Annotated in this window: 14 protein-coding genes; 7 read left to right on the forward strand and 7 right to left on the reverse strand. The window is 44.3% G+C overall.

Annotation, left to right across the window (positions count from 1 at the left end):
- Positions 1-7: 7 nt before the first annotated feature.
- The 4 genes from BLT51_RS01815 to BLT51_RS01830 are packed head-to-tail and all read left to right on the forward strand — an operon-like array spanning position 8 to position 2,591.
- The gene (locus tag BLT51_RS01815) at positions 8-517 is read left to right on the forward strand and encodes a hypothetical protein (protein ID WP_157672855.1); all 510 of its coding nucleotides are present in this window, start codon (positions 8-10) and stop codon (positions 515-517) included.
- Positions 518-565: 48 nt separating this feature from the next.
- Positions 566-985 carry a helix-turn-helix domain-containing protein gene (locus BLT51_RS01820; protein ID WP_091279196.1) on the forward strand — a complete coding sequence of 140 codons (420 nt, stop codon included), beginning with the start codon at positions 566-568 and terminating at the stop codon, positions 983-985.
- A gap of 4 nt (positions 986-989) precedes the next feature.
- Positions 990-1,421 (forward strand): hypothetical protein, encoded by a 432-nt coding sequence (locus BLT51_RS01825; RefSeq protein ID WP_091279199.1) that lies wholly within the window; start codon positions 990-992, stop codon positions 1,419-1,421.
- Between the two features lie 57 nt (positions 1,422-1,478).
- A complete protein-coding gene (locus BLT51_RS01830; RefSeq protein ID WP_091279201.1) occupies positions 1,479-2,591 on the forward strand; it encodes a glycosyltransferase family 4 protein in 1,113 nt (370 codons plus the stop codon).
- 182 nt (positions 2,592-2,773) lie between these two features.
- Here the strand turns inward: BLT51_RS01830 and BLT51_RS01835 are convergent, their stop codons facing one another.
- From BLT51_RS01835 to BLT51_RS01850, 4 genes are all read right to left on the reverse strand, one after another.
- Complete coding sequence (locus tag BLT51_RS01835) at positions 2,774-3,907, reverse strand: sunset domain-containing protein (protein WP_091279204.1); 1,134 nt, start codon at positions 3,905-3,907, stop codon at positions 2,774-2,776.
- A 475-nt stretch (positions 3,908-4,382) separates the two neighbouring features.
- Positions 4,383-4,763 carry a DUF2304 domain-containing protein gene (locus BLT51_RS01840; RefSeq protein WP_091279207.1) on the reverse strand — a complete coding sequence of 127 codons (381 nt, stop codon included), beginning with the start codon at positions 4,761-4,763 and terminating at the stop codon, positions 4,383-4,385.
- A gap of 6 nt (positions 4,764-4,769) precedes the next feature.
- Positions 4,770-5,480, reverse strand: a complete 711-nt coding sequence (locus tag BLT51_RS01845) for a glycosyltransferase family 2 protein (RefSeq protein ID WP_091282480.1) — start codon at positions 5,478-5,480, stop codon at positions 4,770-4,772.
- A gap of 428 nt (positions 5,481-5,908) precedes the next feature.
- On the reverse strand, positions 5,909-6,925 hold the full coding sequence (locus BLT51_RS01850) for a glycosyltransferase family 2 protein (RefSeq protein WP_091279210.1): 1,017 nt from the start codon (positions 6,923-6,925) through the stop codon (positions 5,909-5,911).
- 506 nt (positions 6,926-7,431) lie between these two features.
- Between BLT51_RS01850 and BLT51_RS01855 the strand changes: the two genes are divergently transcribed.
- From BLT51_RS01855 to BLT51_RS01865, 3 genes are all read left to right on the forward strand, one after another.
- On the forward strand, positions 7,432-9,219 hold the full coding sequence (locus tag BLT51_RS01855; protein ID WP_091279212.1) for an NTP transferase domain-containing protein: 1,788 nt from the start codon (positions 7,432-7,434) through the stop codon (positions 9,217-9,219).
- A gap of 88 nt (positions 9,220-9,307) precedes the next feature.
- Entirely contained in the window at positions 9,308-10,174 is an 867-nt protein-coding gene (locus BLT51_RS01860; protein ID WP_091279215.1) for a LicD family protein, read from the forward strand.
- A gap of 211 nt (positions 10,175-10,385) precedes the next feature.
- Positions 10,386-11,636 (forward strand): lipopolysaccharide biosynthesis protein, encoded by a 1,251-nt coding sequence (locus tag BLT51_RS01865; protein WP_091282482.1) that lies wholly within the window; start codon positions 10,386-10,388, stop codon positions 11,634-11,636.
- Between the two features lie 33 nt (positions 11,637-11,669).
- On the opposite strand, the gene BLT51_RS01870 is transcribed toward BLT51_RS01865, so the two are convergent.
- Genes BLT51_RS01870 through BLT51_RS01880 form a run of 3 tightly spaced genes read right to left on the reverse strand, consistent with a single transcriptional unit; the run spans position 11,670 to position 17,225 of the window.
- Positions 11,670-13,235 carry a DUF2142 domain-containing protein gene (locus BLT51_RS01870; protein ID WP_091279218.1) on the reverse strand — a complete coding sequence of 522 codons (1,566 nt, stop codon included), beginning with the start codon at positions 13,233-13,235 and terminating at the stop codon, positions 11,670-11,672.
- 25 nt (positions 13,236-13,260) lie between these two features.
- On the reverse strand, positions 13,261-15,702 hold the full coding sequence (locus tag BLT51_RS01875) for a glycosyltransferase (RefSeq protein WP_091279220.1): 2,442 nt from the start codon (positions 15,700-15,702) through the stop codon (positions 13,261-13,263).
- Positions 15,699-17,225 carry a hypothetical protein gene (locus BLT51_RS01880; protein WP_091279223.1) on the reverse strand — a complete coding sequence of 509 codons (1,527 nt, stop codon included), beginning with the start codon at positions 17,223-17,225 and terminating at the stop codon, positions 15,699-15,701. The genes BLT51_RS01875 and BLT51_RS01880 overlap by 4 nt, the downstream gene beginning before the upstream one ends.
- Positions 17,226-17,304 lie beyond the last annotated feature (79 nt).

Genomic DNA, 17,304 nt, shown 5'->3' on the forward strand with positions numbered 1-17,304 from the left:
ACTAGCCGTGACGATTGAACCCGTTTTCCGTGTTTGTTCATGGCCTCCAGGCCGAGCTTGTGGTGATGGGGCACCTGAATACAAATTTTATCGCGGACATTATGGCGATTTCTCTCAGGAAATCCAAGACTTGCTTAACAGTCTTCCGCGAGTGAAGAAAATGCAACTTCAAGCTATCCTAGTCGCTGTACTCACTGAAGCTAAACTCGGACAGTTGGCGCCTGTCCACCACGATGGAGCCGGCCACCGCATTGGCGATGTGGATGTTTTAGAAATAACCGACCGAAAAATATTAGAAATCCGGTTGGAAAATCAATTCGAGGGCAGTGCAAAGCTATTCCCCGGAAAACGCTTACGGATCTATTTTTGTGAGCCCCTAGTCCCTCACATTCTGATGCTGCTTCTTTGTGAACCAAAATTAGCTAATCAGCAAGGCTTAGCAGAGCAAGATCAGCACGCGAAAAACGCTCTTGATCGAGCGTATGACTGGCACAGCCAGTACTACACGCAACCTTAAAGTTGCACATACTTGTCATGTAGTACAGAATATGAGAAAGGAGGAGCCATGAACATCTACGAAACATTAGGTATAGATCTTACCGATCCACATATGTGCAGTGCGCTAGAAATGGAGGAATCTCGTAGAGAGCTCATCCGAAAACTTACCTCCATCAGAAAAGCATCACATTTAACCCAGGACGATGTTGCCCGTGAGCTTGGCGTTTCCCGGCAATCCATTTCGAAAATCGAACAAGAAAACCGTAACCCCACACTTTCCACTCTTATCGGATACGCTATTGCAGTTGGTGCGCACATAACGTTTAGTGTCGATACCATTAACAGCGAAGACAGCCATTCCAACAATATACGCATCTTCCGTACCAGCATGGATGGGAATGAATCCAGCTGGGGGCCAGATGAGATCGCTTGGCCACAAACGTCCAGCCACGATCAAGTTTTTAGTTTTAAAACTCAGATAAAGTAGTGAGATGAACACTTACACATTACGTGATGTTTCTGTCCGTAAATTCTCTGGAGAGCGCCGCAATAAGTCGCAAAGTCTAGAGCCTAATTTATCGAACAATGAGGTTGAAACTTCGATCACCTTTACCCCTCAGAGTCCGCACGATAATTCGCAGTTTTTTTCTTTTCTAATTGATATTGAAGTAAAAACACTGGACTCAACTTTAGCTTTCACGCTCGGAGTTCTATTTGAATCGCAGACTCCGGAAAGTATTCCCCTAGACGAGTCCGAAAAGCGCCATTTCATTAGCAATATCCTATACCCGTCAATATTTCCATACATACGACAATACGTACAACACTTTTCTGCAACCTTACACACTCAGCCCATTACCTTTCCGTTTTCTCCGCCAACTGAAGCTGACGCAACTTTTATTGAAAACAACATCACTGAATAGCAACTACTATTCACAATATTGACCCTCATTCCCTTATTTCAATTACGGTACATAACTATGCAAATTGCAATGATTGTCAACAATTATCCGCCAAAAGTCGGTGGAGTTGAATACCATGTCCAAAACCTCGCGCATGAACTAGTCCAGCTGGGACACAAGGTCTGGGTGCTCAACATTTCCAATACTCCTGGAAGCCGGTCGGATGAAGGCGTTAAAGTCATTACACGTAAGGCCCACTTGCCGATAGCTGACGTCATTACAGTTCCCGGTTTTGGCACTACTCGCGATATCACACAGTTTTTAATCAAGAACCGGATCGACGTCGTCTCTATCCACACTCGCTTCTTCCCAATGTCATTCGTCGGGCTACGAGCCGCCCAAAAAGCTGGCATCCCAGTTGTTCATACGGAACACGGTAGCGGCTTCGTGGCAACCAAAAACCCTATCGTCTGGTTAGGCTCCCGAGTTGTCGATCTAACGATGGGACGCTACATTCTGCGACACGCCACCAAACTTTTCGGGGTATCAGAAGCCGTCACCGCGTTTGTGGAAAAGCTCAGCGGCCGTCACGCAGATGTGTTTTATAACGCCATCACTCCTCCTAAGCCTCGTTCAGCGCACCCGAATCGCCCGAACCATTTAGTTTTCGTTGGGCGAATGGTTGCCGGTAAGGGCTGGGATACGTTTCTTGACGTGGTTGCCCAGTTGCGTAAGGAAGGCTACGACGTCGACGGCGAACTATTGGGTGACGGCGCGCAACTGGCCGCGGCACGAGAAAAAATATCTACTCTCGGAATGGATGGGATCGTTACGGCACCTGGACGAGTGACTCCAGATGAAGTCCGTGAGCGTCTTGCTGGAGCGACGCTCGTCAATCCTACCGTCTTATCTGAAGGCTTTCAAACAACCCTTGTTGAAGCCATAGCGGAAGGTGGACGTGTAGTGACATTCCCTGTTCCTGGCGCACGTATGCTCGCTGAAAAGCAAGCACCAGTAATCATCGCCAAAGAAAAAACTATAGCTTCCCTTGCCACAGCACTACGCAGTATGCTGGAAAATCCACTACAGCAAGCACATACGGAAATCTATCAAAATTTAACATGGCCTGAGCAAGCTAAAAATTACATTACCGTCTGTAACGACCTCATTCCCTTCGACAGACACCTATAAAACAATCGTACAAAAATCTTCAACTTACTAAATATTCATCATTTTCCGGTTAAATCAGCTTTGGAAAACATAATTCCGCTTGCGAAAAGTTTTTTGAGGAGTACCTCAGATTCAAAGATCTAAGGTACTCCTCAAAGTATCAGTTCAGATAATTAGTTGCTGTCTAACGTAACTGATTATAACTAATCTCTAGCACGACGATACCCTGCAGCTTGTGCGGCTTGCTCATCCGCAAAACACTCTTCCGCGTGAGTCCTCGTATAAGATCTTCCCCCTGGAACATGGTAGATCTTGCCATTCGAAGAACGATTACCTTTAATCGGTTGACCTGCCGGACAAGGATATTTGTCGCCACTTATCGATGGCGCGGATGATGTGGGTGGTACCCACATACCGTCGGCACCAACATAATAGTTACCAATCCATGCATTGCGCATCATCGCACCATCGGCACCAACATAATAGTTACCAATCCATGCATTGCGCATCATCGCACCCGAATTCCCAAGATAGTACCATTGACCATTGGAGGCAATCCACTGATTTGAGAGCATCGCACCGGAAGGATTAAAGTAGTACCACTGGCCACCGTTAGCTAGCCACTGGTTAAACTGCATCGCTCCAGAAGCATCAAAGTAATACCACTGGTCACCGTTAGCTAGCCACTGGTTAAACTGCATCGCTCCAGAAGCATCAAAGTAATACCACTGGCCGCTAGATTGTAGCCATTTATTGGCTAGCATTGCACCATTCGAGTTCAGATAGTACCACTTCCCACTCGATGCAATCCACTGGTTAGACTGCATAACACCAGATTCGTTGAAATAGTAATATGTCTCTGTGGTATCTTTAGCCCATCCGGAAACCATGGCACCATCACTACCGAAGTAATACCATTGACCACCCGCAAATAGCCACTGGTTAACTAGCATTACTCCGGAATCACCTAAGTAGTACCAGCGGTTATTAGTCTGAATCCAACGGTTAGCTGTCATTGCACCACTAGGGTCAAAATAAAAATATTCTCCTAGTTGATTCTGCATCCAGCCAGTAGCCATCACACCTTCATCATCAAGGAAATAGCGATTACCATTGTCAGAAAGCCAACCAGAAACCGGCTGATTGCCGACGTAATAAAACCAGCGTCCATCTTTTTGCTGCCAGCCATGAAGCGCTGAGTCACGAACGGAAAAAAGATCCTTATCGTAGCTCATATTCGCGTTATCAATCATTTCTGTTGCAATTGCAGAACTAGTAAAGCTAAGACCTAATAAAGCAGAAACTACTCCTGCAACTGCACGATAACTTGTTCGCATATTATCTCCATATTTTCAGCGGTTAGTGAGTCGTAGCTTAGTGAAGAAAACTACACATTCCATTAAATCAGAATACGATTTAACTTAATAGTTAAACTAAGCGAATATGTAACACAAGCGCTTACTCAACTCGGACAAACGATGGAATACCAGTGGTTTGTTGCAATACAGTAGTGCTTTCGAGCAGCCAAACCCTTATCGCATTTCCAGGGTAATAAATCATCCAGCACCTGATAACTATACTTTTTCGGCATCCATGTGCTGAGATAAAGCTATTCCTTCACCGCGGTCCAGCTGAATATGCCAAGAGAACAGTCCACACTGAAATTGGATGAGATCGTTACCGTGTCAAACTCTATGACGGAATAATTTCTAGCTCAAAAGAACGACTCAAAATTATTAAAACCAATATTCGATATAGATTTTTTGTTAATTCCCGTCCATCGCCGGAACAAGCAGACTCACCTTAGGTAGATTAATCATTCTCGTTCCGCAAATGGATATAACCGTTCTTTTTTAGCTCAGCTTCAAGAATTGCGATCTTTCTAGCCAGTACCGTCGAGGTTCGCTCTGCTTTACGAGCATGCGCTGTTGTTGTGACCGCAAAGCCCATAAAGAAAACTATAAACATGTAGAGAACTAAGTCGGTACCGCGACCAATTCCCAGCCACGATGCCACAATATCTGTACTTTGCGGGAATAACACTGCGAAGGCTCCTACGGCTAACCCGAGAAGCCAAGCAAGATGCCTGATTGCTTGTCCACGTGCACTCCGTCCTGGGACCACAATCGCGAGTGCAACTAAAAGAAGCGAAATAATCAGGATTGATTTAATAATGATCTGGTTAGTATCCATCAGTTCTCACCTAAACATCAGATCGGAAAGAATGTTGACTGAGTTCCATAATGACTGGCCCTTAGAAAGCGAGTAGTCAGTGTAAACAATAAACACCGGCTCTTCGACGTAACGTAGTTTATGCTCCGCAATTTCACTGACGATTTCTGAGGCATGAGCCATCCTGTTTTGGTTGATACGAATATTTTTGGCCGCAGTTCGGTTTAAAGCACGCAAGCCATTATGCGCATCCGTTAACCGCATTCCAGTAGTCAGCCGTTGGAACACTACTGCTGCCTTAAGCACTATCCGCTTCAAAAGTCCCGCATTGGTTCTATCGTCGAGAAAACGCGATCCGATCACCACATCGATTGGTTCTTTAGCGAGCCGAATGATCATCTTTTGCGCATCAACAACTCGATGCTGTCCATCTGAATCGAAAGTTACAAAATACTTAGCATTCGGCTGTAACAGCGCGTAATCAAGACCTGTACGCAAAGCAGCTCCCTGACCGAGATTTATCGGGTGCTCAACAACATCCACTCCGGAATGACGCGCTTGCGTTGCAGAATCATCACTCGACCCATCGTTTACACACACGATATTGGGGAATGTTTTGCGAGCTTCTTCCATCACGCCTTTAATAACTTTGGCTTCATTATAGAGAGGAACAATCAACCAGCTTTCTTGGGCAAGCTGCTCAGACCATCCAGTAATGTTTCGCTCTTCTTCAGTGATTTTTTCAGGATCCGCCACGTTTCTTTCCGACCTCGATCCTTAACGTTTGGTTAATAACACAGCTGATTATAGCAATCAGCTCACTAGCAAATGTCGTTTCATCTCTTATGCCACTATATTGAAATGAGTAATCGCTTACACATTGACCATAACCGTTCATTTCTAAACCATTAGTTTATATATTTGAACATATTAATAATTCCCGATGATAGTATGAGAGCTCTCTAGCACACACTTACACCACATACAATTCAACAGTCTGACGATTGTCAATCCCGAACACTGTACAATCTCTAGTATAGGTATCTGAGAATCGTGGTGTTCATATTTAGATCCTCAACCAAACTAATAACAATGTCTTCTATAACACTATTACACATTTTAGTTAACCTCATCAATCGACGATCGATAAGTTGAACCTACATAACTCAACGCTGCACAACGTGATGTGGATATTTCTTTCTAAATGCTACACCCAAGCCACGCGCCATAATAGATAACCCAGTAAAACGACTCATCAGATACGCATAGCGTACCGATTTTCGTCCGCTCACACGTGCAACTTTAGGGAATTGAGCAAGTAACTGTTTACGGTGGCTGCTACCATCGACTTTATTGAACAAATCTAATGCTTGGGCTTGCCCAATCCAGACAACAAACGGGTAGGCGAGGAAAGCAAAAAGTGCTTGCTGGCGCACTTTACTCAATTTGGTGCTCGCATCGAGGTGGCGTTGTATAATTTTTTGGAGATCATCAACCTCGGATTGCGTCAGCCGATGCGATGTTTGAGCATACTCATGCCCACGCCGATATACATAAAAACTATCATCAAGCCAAGTCATAGACGCACATAATGAAATAACCTTTGCGCTCCAATCAGTATCTTCGTTGCGCATTCCAACGGGAAAAATAATGTCATTATCAATAATGAACTGCCGGCGAACAACCTTAGTCCAAACCGCACTGGCTAGCAGGGCACGATCAGCCAATAGTTTTATTTTCTGATCGACAGAAAACGAATCCATTTCTTTTTCTAGGCCAGGCACACCGTACTCACAAAACTGAGAACCATCAGAGTTGGAGTCTACATTAATGTGGCAGAGCACATCTGCATTGGTGTCACTGATCTTTTCGTTCATTTTTTCTAGTACATCGTCGTACCGCCACCAATCATCATTATCCATGAAGGTGAGGTACTTTCCAGTTGCTGCAGCGATTCCAGCATTCCGGGCAGCGCTAGTTCCAGCGTTTTGCTGATGGATAACTTTTATTCGCGAATCCCCTCGCGCAAAATCATCGCATATCGCAGGCGAATGGTCTGTGGACCCGTCATCGACGAGGATTACTTCCCAATCATCAAAAGTTTGAGATGTGATCGTTCTCAACGACGATTCGATATATTCTTCCGCATTATAGACAGGGATAATAATGCTAATAAAAGTCATTACTCGGCTCCATAAGGGTTAAGCATCAGACGGCTCCTAATACATATTTTCACAACTATTTTAAGACATTTCTAACCGGCAGCGACACTCAATTGCAATGACAATAAACTGCTACAACATAGGCCATTCACAATCTCGCGTTTATCCGTGACCTAAAGCAACACTACACTGTTGCAATTATCCACTTCCTTTCTTGTTCCGTAGACTTTGTTTCGCTACTCGAGGATAGAATCACCTACGAGCATATTACTAACCGTCGACCGCGACTACGCTGGAAACTAAGATTGACAGATATCAATATCCGAAAACGCTGCAGTAAAAATCAAAGACCCACAACAGAAGAGTGGACAATATCAGTTGCAAGTACTTTAAAACGTTCCTAATTAACGCACTTTCTCACCCTAACATGAGTAATCGCTTACACATTAACCATAACCGTTCATTTTTAGACTATTAGCTTATATATTTGAACATATTAACATTTCCCGATACAGCAAGAGATTTCCATGACACATAAACTAACTCACGTACAGTTTGATATACTTCATGCGCTATTTAAAGCCGATACCGAACTCTCGCAGCGGGATCTGCAATCACACATCAACGCCTCGTTAGGCAGCGTGAACAACGCCGTTCGCGAACTTGAGGCACTTGGCTACATCACAAACCGCCAGATCACTCCTGCCGGACTCAATGCTTTAGCCCCGTATCGGGTCCACAATGCTATCATCATGGCTGCTGGACTATCGTCACGCTTCGCGCCAATTTCTTACGAGCGCCCAAAAGGCACACTACGAGTACGCGGTGAGATCCTCATTGAACGTCAAATTAAACAGTTGCAAGAAGCTGGCATTAGCGACATTACTGTTGTTGTTGGATACAAGAAGGAGTACTTTTTCTATCTTATTGAAAAATATGGCGTTAAAATCGTCGTCAATAAAGAGTATTCTAGCCGTAACAACAATGGCTCTTTGTGGTTAGTCCGTGACCAACTATCCAATACTTTCATCTGCTCCTCCGATAATTACTTCACTGAAAATCCTTTCGAACCTTATGTTTATCGCGCTTACTATTCGGCGGTCTATGTTGACGGTCCAACAAATGAATGGTGTATAACCACTGGGCCAGGTGGCCGCATAACTGGATGCACTATCGGAGGCGAAAATGCATGGACCATGCTTGGGCATGTCTATTTTGATTCGAATTTTTCCAGTACCTTCCGCGATCTACTCGAACGTGTCTACCATCTCCCACAAACTGCGCCTAAACTCTGGGAATCACTTTTTATTGAAAACATAAAAGATTTCTCTATGGTTATTCGCAAGTATCCAGATGGAGTTATCAATGAGTTCGATTCCGTCGATGAACTTCAAGACTTCGATCCGCTGTTTATCGAGAATGTTGATTCAGAAGTCTTTGACAACATCACTAAAGCGCTAGGCTGTAAGAAAACTGATATCCGTAATTTCTCCCCACTAAAACAAGGATTGACTAATCTCTCATGCCACTTTTCGGTTGGCGATAATGAATACGTCTACCGTCATCCCGGAATTGGAACAGACAAACTTATTGATCGCACTGCTGAGAAGCAGGCGCTTTTACTTGCACGCGATCTTCAACTTGATTCCACCTTCATCACTGCTGACGTCGCCAAGGGATGGAAGATTTCCCGTTACATCCCCGAAATACGTAATCTTGACGTAACGGACGACGACGAGCTACAACAAGCGATGCGAATGATCCGCAACCTGCACACCTCGGGTGCTGTTCTCGATAGAGATTTTGACTTTGTGCAAGAAGCGATGAAGTTTGAGCAATTATTACACGATATTGAACCCGTTGTACCGCAGGGATATCAGGAATTGCGTGCCAAAGTTCTCGAACTCAAGCAGTATACTGACGCAGATGGTTTCCCAATAGTACCTAGCCATAACGATTTCTACCCACTCAATTTTCTAATTACCCCTGACGGCGAGATGAATTTGATCGACTGGGAATATGCAGGAATGTCTGATGTCGCCGCTGATTTTGGCACATTGGTAGTGTGTACCAACGACATGGATGACGAGCGCGCACAAGCTGCATTGAAATTTTACTTCGGTCGCACCCCCACACCGGAAGAACAACGCCACTATTGGGCATACGTTGTTTTTGCTGGTTGGTGCTGTCACGTGTGGGCATTACTGAAAGAAGCCGATGGAGACGACGTCGGAGAATGGCTTCTGACATACTACGAGTATGCTTCACAGTATGTCGACAAACTGCTTGTTCAGTACAAAGAAGCCACTAAGTAATGTTATTTGCACACCTACTGAATATCTAAACTAACCTCATATACTTAAATTTAGTAGCTCGATCGTCTTCTACATTGAAAGAAATCTCATGACTCACGAATACAATCCAAAAACGTTGCAACGAATCCAGTTAGCAATGACTGATGTACTGCAAGAATTTGATCGCTTGTGTACTGTATTAGATTTGCGATACGTGGTTTATGGAGGATCGGCTATTGGTGCTGTTCGCCACCAAGGTTTCATCCCCTGGGATGACGATGTCGACATCTGTATGCTACGCGAAGACTACGATAAGTTTTTTGCGCAAGCTCCGGAAATTTTAGATAAGAAGTATACTCTGATTGATTCGCGTACTGATAGTAACTATCCGAAGACATTTGGAGTTCTTGGCTTTAAGGAAAGTGAGTTTATCCCCGGTTTAGCAGCAAAGCGTGACTATCGCATGCCCTTAGGTATCGATCTCTTCCCGCTTGACCCAATCCCAAGTTCGTCGAAAGATTTCGCGAAACAGAACAAGGCCACCTGGTTCTGGGGGAGATTACTCTATCTTCAGGGCACCCCTAACGCCGTACTCTCTGTGCCACAACCTGCAAAATTAGCTATTAATGCTGCACTCCACGGTATTCATTGGGCCTTAAAGCTTGCTCATATTAGACCCGCAACGTTAATTACAAAGTGGGAGAAAGCCGCTCGACAATTCGAGAATAGTTCGGCTACTCTTTATGGCGACTTCTCCACTCGAGACCCGCAGCGATGGTCAGCGACACTAGATGAACTTTACCCAGCGCAACGGCTACCTTTCGGTGATATCGAGGTGATGGTTCCCCGCGATTATGATGCCATTTTGAGCCGTGGTTATGGTGATTACATGACTATTCCACCAGAAGATCAGCGAGAAAACCACGCAGCTTCCTCAGTTATTTTCGGTCCCTACGCTCCGAAACTAGCAGAATGAGTTATGCTTTTTGACATCAATAACTTCGTATTTGCACTATTTTCGTACGGAACCAAAGAATAGAATGCAACACAAATACTGCCAACTATATTTATATTTAATGGTGTACTGCATAAAATATAAAGTCAACTAGAGCATACTGCTATAGTCGGCTTTGTTAATTACGATGCGCTATGGCAATAGAGAATTATAGGAAACAGATGAGGTGCGTATGAGCACTAATAAGCAGCTATCATTAAAAGATAATATGCTGTGGAATTCAGCAGGTTCAATGGTGCGATTGGCTTGTAATTACCTTATAACAATTGCTGCCGTACGTCTCTCGTCTGGATTTGATGTTGCGGGTGGGCTGGCTATCGCTATGTCCATTGCAAATCTTGTTCTACCTTTTGCAGATTATCGACTACGTACACTACAAATCACTGATGTAAAAAATGAACGCTCTTCGAATCACTATGTGGGTTTGAGAATCTTAACGTCTTTCATAGCCTTTTTCGCTGGTAGCTTTTACGCACTATTCACCGCGTCGTTAAACAATCTAGTTCCAGTAATTTTATATCTTATTTACTGTTTAATCATTAGCTTTACCGAGGTTTTTCGTGCGATCGATTGGCGCAACTATCGTATGGATATCTCTGGAATCTCATATATTCTACAGGGAGTTATAGACGTAGTATCTTTTAGCTTCGGACTGTGGCTTACAAACTCGTTGATCTGGGCGATCATTGCTATGACTGTTTCTGAAATTCTCCTAGGAATCCTCTACGACGCACCTCGGGCAGCCAAGTTTGAAAGCATTAAGCCAGCTCTTGAAATCCTGCCCTCATTAAAACTACTTCTTACACTTACTCCACTTGCTGTATCCCAAGTGCTTAGTACGATTGTATTTACCATTCCCCGCCAGCAACTAGAGATTTCTTTAGGCGCTGATGCGTTAGGAATTTATGCTTCAGTAGCATCTCCAGTACTCATTGTTCAAATGGGCGCTACATACGTCTACAGCCCACTGCTTCGGGAGCTTGCCCAGCGGCTGAATTCGGACAAACACTCTGCCTTAAAACTCATCAAAAAAACAACCGGTTTTATCTTGCTCATCACTGGTCTGCTATCCGTTCTTCTTCTGATTTTTGGCAACTGGCTCTTAACGATCTTATTTGGCAATGAGATTAGCCAGCACACTTACATCCTGCAACCAGCCATATTATTTACGTTAATTACTGCCTTTGTGTGGTTTATGAACGATCTGTTGATCACCATAAGAAACTACAAAGGAGCATTCATTGGAAATGCAATCGCTGCAGTTTTAACCATTACACTTTCCCAAGGGTTCATTACCATGTTCGGAATCAATGGACCGAGTTGGGTTGGCACCGCATCTTATTCGAGCGCCCTAATAGTTATGGTTGTAGTATTCGCACACAACTATCGTAAGCTACCACGTCACTCATCCATTGAAGAGTAGGACCAGACCTACAGCCAATCCGCATTTTCATCTTCACACGAGATTTTTAGGCGCCTTCTTTTCACCTTCACTGGCGATGTATCGGTTTTCCTCAACCATAGAAACATTCTTCACTTCCGCATCATAAAATGAATGTCGATGGATGAAGATAATAACCGTTATCACCCCAACTACAAATGCAAGTGACGACACTTCCCATACAGTCATTGGCGAAATACTGATGTCCCACCACCACTCCATGTTGTTATTCAGATTGAACAGATGCGGAGGCTGGAACCCAGAAATATAACGTTGCATGACAATATGAAGAGCAATACTGTTCGCAGCCGAAATAGCCATACCTACAGCTATCAGCTGCGGTAATTGGAATATGCGTTTTTGCTGTGTACCCACAATAAAAAGGATAAAAAGTAGAACTCCAAGTAAAGGCATCATGTATCTTGGCTGATAATCACCAAAACCGCTAAATATTCCTTTAAGAATAAATACTAGTGGTATTCCTGCCATGGCACCAAGAACAACTGTTGCAGACAGCCATTTACGCCATGTTCCAGAACGCAACCCCGCCATTAACGCACCTGAAAAAACAAAGAGCGCCATGTACGTTACCGGTCCGTCTAATGGCGTATCGAACCAACCCGGACCATACGTAACACCGAACATTCCAGCTAGATATCGCGGGAAATCAAGAATCGTATGAACAGCTGTCCGCAATAGATTCCCCTCGGCGGCAAAACTAGCTGTTACATGTTTTGCCTGACCGCCTAAGGTTATCGAATATGCGCCTACCAACCCTATAAGAGCAACAGTTATGGCTGGTACTATATTATCCCTAGTCCACTTGATAGCGAACACGAAAGCAACTGCAACAACGAACAGGTAGAATGAAACGTCTCGCCGAGATGATAGACATAGGATCGCCGAAAAAATACTCAGACCTAAAAGAATCCATCGTCTCCAGTCTTTGCGTGTAGCAGCCCCATACATGGCTGTCGTATAACCATATAGTCCTGTTATTGCCCAGGAGCTTGGATTCATTGATGTAATGAAATAGAACCCCATCGGAATCCAAGTAACTATCATCGGCAACAAGAATGCTGGGCGTTGTTCAGGACGTATGAAAACTCCAATTAAACCTAGTAATACAACGGCAATAGCTAGATTAATCGTACGCATAAGAATAATAGACTTGCCTACATCCTCCTGAACAAAAAGATGCTGAAAGGCATAGTAACCAGTCGGATAGTCACCATTGTCATAGCGGTGGCTCCACATCAACTCGTTGGTGGAGATATCAACATTACAGTCTGCAGCTGAACTATCTGATTTGAACGCGTGGCATGCAGCCCCGGCAGCCACAGGGGCTGGAACTCGAACCTTCTCAACACCATCGATCATCTTGACCGCGCACGATTGACCAATAGGCCTTGGACACCAAATCGACCCCATATGGAAATCGTCATCAGGAGAGCCACCGATCGGGGAAGCTACTGCCCAACCCAAGCCAGCCCCCAAAAAGGCAATCATCGTCAGGATAACTAGGCTGATCGAGCGAATACCTAAAGTTGATCGTAGGTGCTGAAGTCTATTGTCACGCATTATAAATTCCTGTCGCTGTCACGTATTAAAAAAGCTTGCGCAATCGGGAACGTACTTTATCAGCTAATAGCTTTGGACCACCAGCTTTAAGGTGCTCGACCACAAGTTTGGCATCACGGGATAGATTAAATGGCACCTTCGCAAACTGGAGATCGATACGAACTGTATCTCCTTCAACGGTCTTCCGATCGTCTGCACGATGAGCATGATCCACAAAATCGAGTAAAGGTTTGAGCGCATTTCTCCATTCAAATTGAACCGAATAACGCGCAATATTACGCTTAAAATCGTCCGCTAGGCCTGGCTCAAATAGTATTCGCTCTAATGCGGTTGCCAACGCATCAACGTCTTCAGGCGGAACAGAAATTCCAATATTTTCTGAGTTTAACGCATTACCAAAAGAATCACCTTCGGTTGCTACAATCGGCAATCCAGCCCATAAATAATCCAGAATCCGAGTACGGAATGAATACTGGGTTTCAATGTGTTCAAAGTGAGTTGAGACTCCACAGTCTGCATCAAGTAGATAGTTGTGGCGGATGTTGTAGTCCACCCAATCATGATTAAAGAAAACATACTTCCCGGTCAGGCCAAGTTCATCAGCAAGATCCATCGCCTGTTGTGTCATCTTCATCTTCGGCACCGCCGGATTAGGATGCTTCACACCAAGGAAATACATTCGGACGTTGTCGTGCTTCTTTACTAAAATGTCAACTGCCCGAATCAATGTGAGCGGATCGAACCAATTATAGACTCCACCACCCCATAAAATAACCTTATCTTCAAGCGAAATTCCAGGAACCTTTCCCTTAATCGCATGATAATCCTGTACCGGGCGTACTTCATTTAATCCAAATGGCACAATGTCGATCACAGACTCAGGATTATTGCCAGTACCTACAAAATTCCGATTGATTCGGCCCATTGCAGCTAGTTGTCCAAGCCAGAAGTTACGTTGTTTCTCCGAAGCGCATAGGAATCTATCACCTCGAATAATCTGTCGATTTAACGCATTAGTACTTGACAGTAACGTATCGTCACGACCCTTTGGACCTTGGTCTTTAGCTTGTTCAAGTTGTTCGAGGTGGATAGGGTCATAAATATCAGTGATCAAGATCTTATCTGTATCTATAATCCATGGAGCGACTTCAAGTAAAAACCCTTGAAAAATGACGATATCAGACCAGTCAACAAGAGCATGAAGCTCTTTGCTACTACCCAGATGGATATCAAAATCAGCTGATTCCACGCCAATAACACCAGTAGTTGAACATAGTTTGACTTGATGTTTTTCGCTAAGACGCTTTGCCATTTCCCAGGCACGAATAGCTGGACCAGCCATCTTTTCGGAGAGCATATCGCCAGTAATAACTAAAATGCGTGATGGACGGAAATATTTCTGCTCAATATCAAAATGATCAACCAATTCCTTATGCGCATTAAGATAGGCTGAATACGGTTCGAGCGGTTCCAAAGCTACCCGCATTAAAGGCAAAATCTCTGAATCATCACGTACACGTGTTGCTTGAACTTGCTTTCGCAGCGCAGCAAAGTACTCCAGATTTTCATTGAACCAACCAACTGCAAATGCACCCGTAACTGCAGTCTTCTTAATCTGTGTACCCGCAAATGCATCCGCATTAGCGGTATCTATTTCTTTTTCCCCCCGCGAGGCACCACGTTCATTCGCCAATGCCAGTGCAGAAGCAAACACGGTACGTAGAAGATCCGGTCCTAGATTCTTATAAATACACGCCAAAGCATTGCGTTCTAGTAAATACTGCTCACGGTAATTACCGAATTTATTCATCGAGACATGATGCCGGTGATAAGCAATAGATGTCGGAACATAGCGTACATCGTATCCTGCAAGTGTCACACGCCAGCCAAAATCGACGTCTTCATAGAACATAAAGAATTTTTCATCGAAACCGCCGAGTTCTTCATACACATGACGCGGAACAAACATTGCAGCGCCAGTCGCGAACAACACGTTCTTTTCCGAGCTACCTTGCCCAACATAGTCCCAGCCAGCTTCACGCTTGTAGCCCATACCGAACCACGTAAGTGAGCCATCGACGTAGTCAATTTTGTCACCTTCCCAGTTTAGAACTTTCGAGGCTACACAGCCGATTTTCGGATCTGCTTCAATACGTGCCACTGCAGCGCTGATCCAATTTTCGTCTGGGCGCGCATCATTATTCAAAAAGGCAACAACATCCCCGGTTGACGAAGCGACACCCAAATTACAGCCACCTGCAAAACCAAGGTTCTTCCCTGCATCGACAATAACTTCATTAGGAATTTGCTCGCGGAACTTTGCTAGGGAATCATCGCCCGAATTATTTTCAACAACGACAATTTCCAGTTGGTCTTGGGGCCACGATGTTTGGCGTAAATATTTGACTGCATCAATCGTATCTTGTGCACCACGGTAATTAACCAGGATGACCGAAACTTTTGTCATTTCTGAACACTTCCCTTCGCTTTATCCACCACGTTCCCAGTTTTCTTTGCCAGCTCGTTCACTACACCCTTGGCAGTTCGCTTTGCTAACATACCGTAAGGAGTCTTCTGATAAAGCGGAACAGATTCAACGTTATCGAGTGCTTTTAGTGGATGTTTAATAGCAGAAATGATCTCTGCATTCCCCTCTTCAATAGCGACAAGGGAGTTGTATGCGTGATCCTCGTCGTAAGCCATGGCATTAAGCCGTTTAAGCCCAGCAATATAACCAAGGTAAAGATCTCGTTGTTTTGGCGAAGAAACAATAATCCGATCCATATATTCAATCGTTTCATTCCACGTTTGCACAGACGTTTCGGTGACACCTTCAGTAAAACTTCGATAATCATTTTGCATCAGCGATAAAATATCTGTTGTTGTCATATCAAGAATCATCATTGCATGAGTATTTCGAATTCCAATCACATCGCGCAACGGCGATCCAATCAAAACAATAACGGACATTTGCTCAAAAATCCCTTGGACTTTTTCCACCCTCCTCAGCTTTCCCGCTGAGCATTGGAAAAGCTCACTATTGCCCGTGTCCCACATATAAGCATCAGTAGGAAGAAGGGAACTGACCTCCATCATCCGATCGTAGGAGATTTTATCTTTAAACGGACAAACAAATAAAATATCCGGATGATTATACGGTGAGATATCGGCAAAAGACTCACGCAACACAGAAATATAAGCTGGATTCAGTCCAGTACTCGCCCACATTTCATCAATGAAATCGGATAGCCCAGGCAATCGCTTCCCGGGTATTCGATTCATAGGAAAGTTAATCTGACTTGCAGCATTGGTACACTTCATCCCTTTAGTCCATTTACGAATCAAGCGCGCTCCAGATAACGCACGAGAGGGAAGCGTGAGTTCTCGATTAGCTTCGTCGCCTGGCGACAGTTGCAAGTCTAAAGTAGAAATATCAACACCAGTCATCGCCCCCGACAGAACACCTAGTACCAACGGTGCAAGTTCATAAGCTTGCACCTGTGGATCAAGATTTCGGGAAAGAACGTTCATATATAACAAGACAGACGGCAAGTTGGATTTCAATCCGGCCATCCGACGACGTTCAATGACATATCCTCGAGCACTTAGCCGGAACATTACATCCATCGCCATCGTCTGCGCATCAAGTGAAGCATCGAGCCCCCCAATATAATGGATGTCTTCAGCATTGAAAAAATATGCAGCAGCAGCCGTCGATAAAGATTGCCCTTCATATCCATCGCCAGTAAAGACAACATTCTTACCGGCACTCAAGTAATCTAATCCTTTATCCATAACAGTCGCGATTAACTCTCCCGGAATCGCAGCTACCTGCGGGATTATCACAACAACACCGGGGAAAGACATCTGGTCGAAAACATTAGTAAACTCCCCAGGTACAACTTTCTCTACACGCGCGTCACTTTGTAGATATGGCGACCACTGCTGTGAAAAACTCTGATCTTCACCAATAATAAACAGCGAATTCACTACGATCTCCCTAAATTTAATAAGATGTAATCACTACTTAATGCTACCCTGATTACTCATAGTACATACTCCGACTTCA

The sequence above is a fragment of the Arcanobacterium phocae genome, assembly GCF_900105865.1.
In the GTDB taxonomy this organism is placed as follows: Bacteria; Actinomycetota; Actinomycetes; order Actinomycetales; family Actinomycetaceae; genus Arcanobacterium; species Arcanobacterium phocae.

Coding starts and splice junctions, on each gene's coding strand:
- BLT51_RS01855 (WP_091279212.1), top strand. CDS start 7,432: ATGACACATAAACTAACTCACGTACAGTTTGATATACTTCATGCGCTA.
- BLT51_RS01870 (WP_091279218.1), bottom strand. CDS start 13,235: ATGCGTGACAATAGACTTCAGCACCTACGATCAACTTTAGGTATTCGC.
- BLT51_RS01850 (WP_091279210.1), bottom strand. CDS start 6,925: ATGACTTTTATTAGCATTATTATCCCTGTCTATAATGCGGAAGAATAT.
- BLT51_RS01835 (WP_091279204.1), bottom strand. CDS start 3,907: ATGCGAACAAGTTATCGTGCAGTTGCAGGAGTAGTTTCTGCTTTATTA.
- BLT51_RS01825 (WP_091279199.1), top strand. CDS start 990: ATGAACACTTACACATTACGTGATGTTTCTGTCCGTAAATTCTCTGGA.
- BLT51_RS01865 (WP_091282482.1), top strand. CDS start 10,386: ATGAGCACTAATAAGCAGCTATCATTAAAAGATAATATGCTGTGGAAT.
- BLT51_RS01860 (WP_091279215.1), top strand. CDS start 9,308: ATGACTCACGAATACAATCCAAAAACGTTGCAACGAATCCAGTTAGCA.
- BLT51_RS01875 (WP_091279220.1), bottom strand. CDS start 15,702: ATGACAAAAGTTTCGGTCATCCTGGTTAATTACCGTGGTGCACAAGAT.
- BLT51_RS01840 (WP_091279207.1), bottom strand. CDS start 4,763: ATGGATACTAACCAGATCATTATTAAATCAATCCTGATTATTTCGCTT.
- BLT51_RS01830 (WP_091279201.1), top strand. CDS start 1,479: ATGCAAATTGCAATGATTGTCAACAATTATCCGCCAAAAGTCGGTGGA.
- BLT51_RS01820 (WP_091279196.1), top strand. CDS start 566: ATGAACATCTACGAAACATTAGGTATAGATCTTACCGATCCACATATG.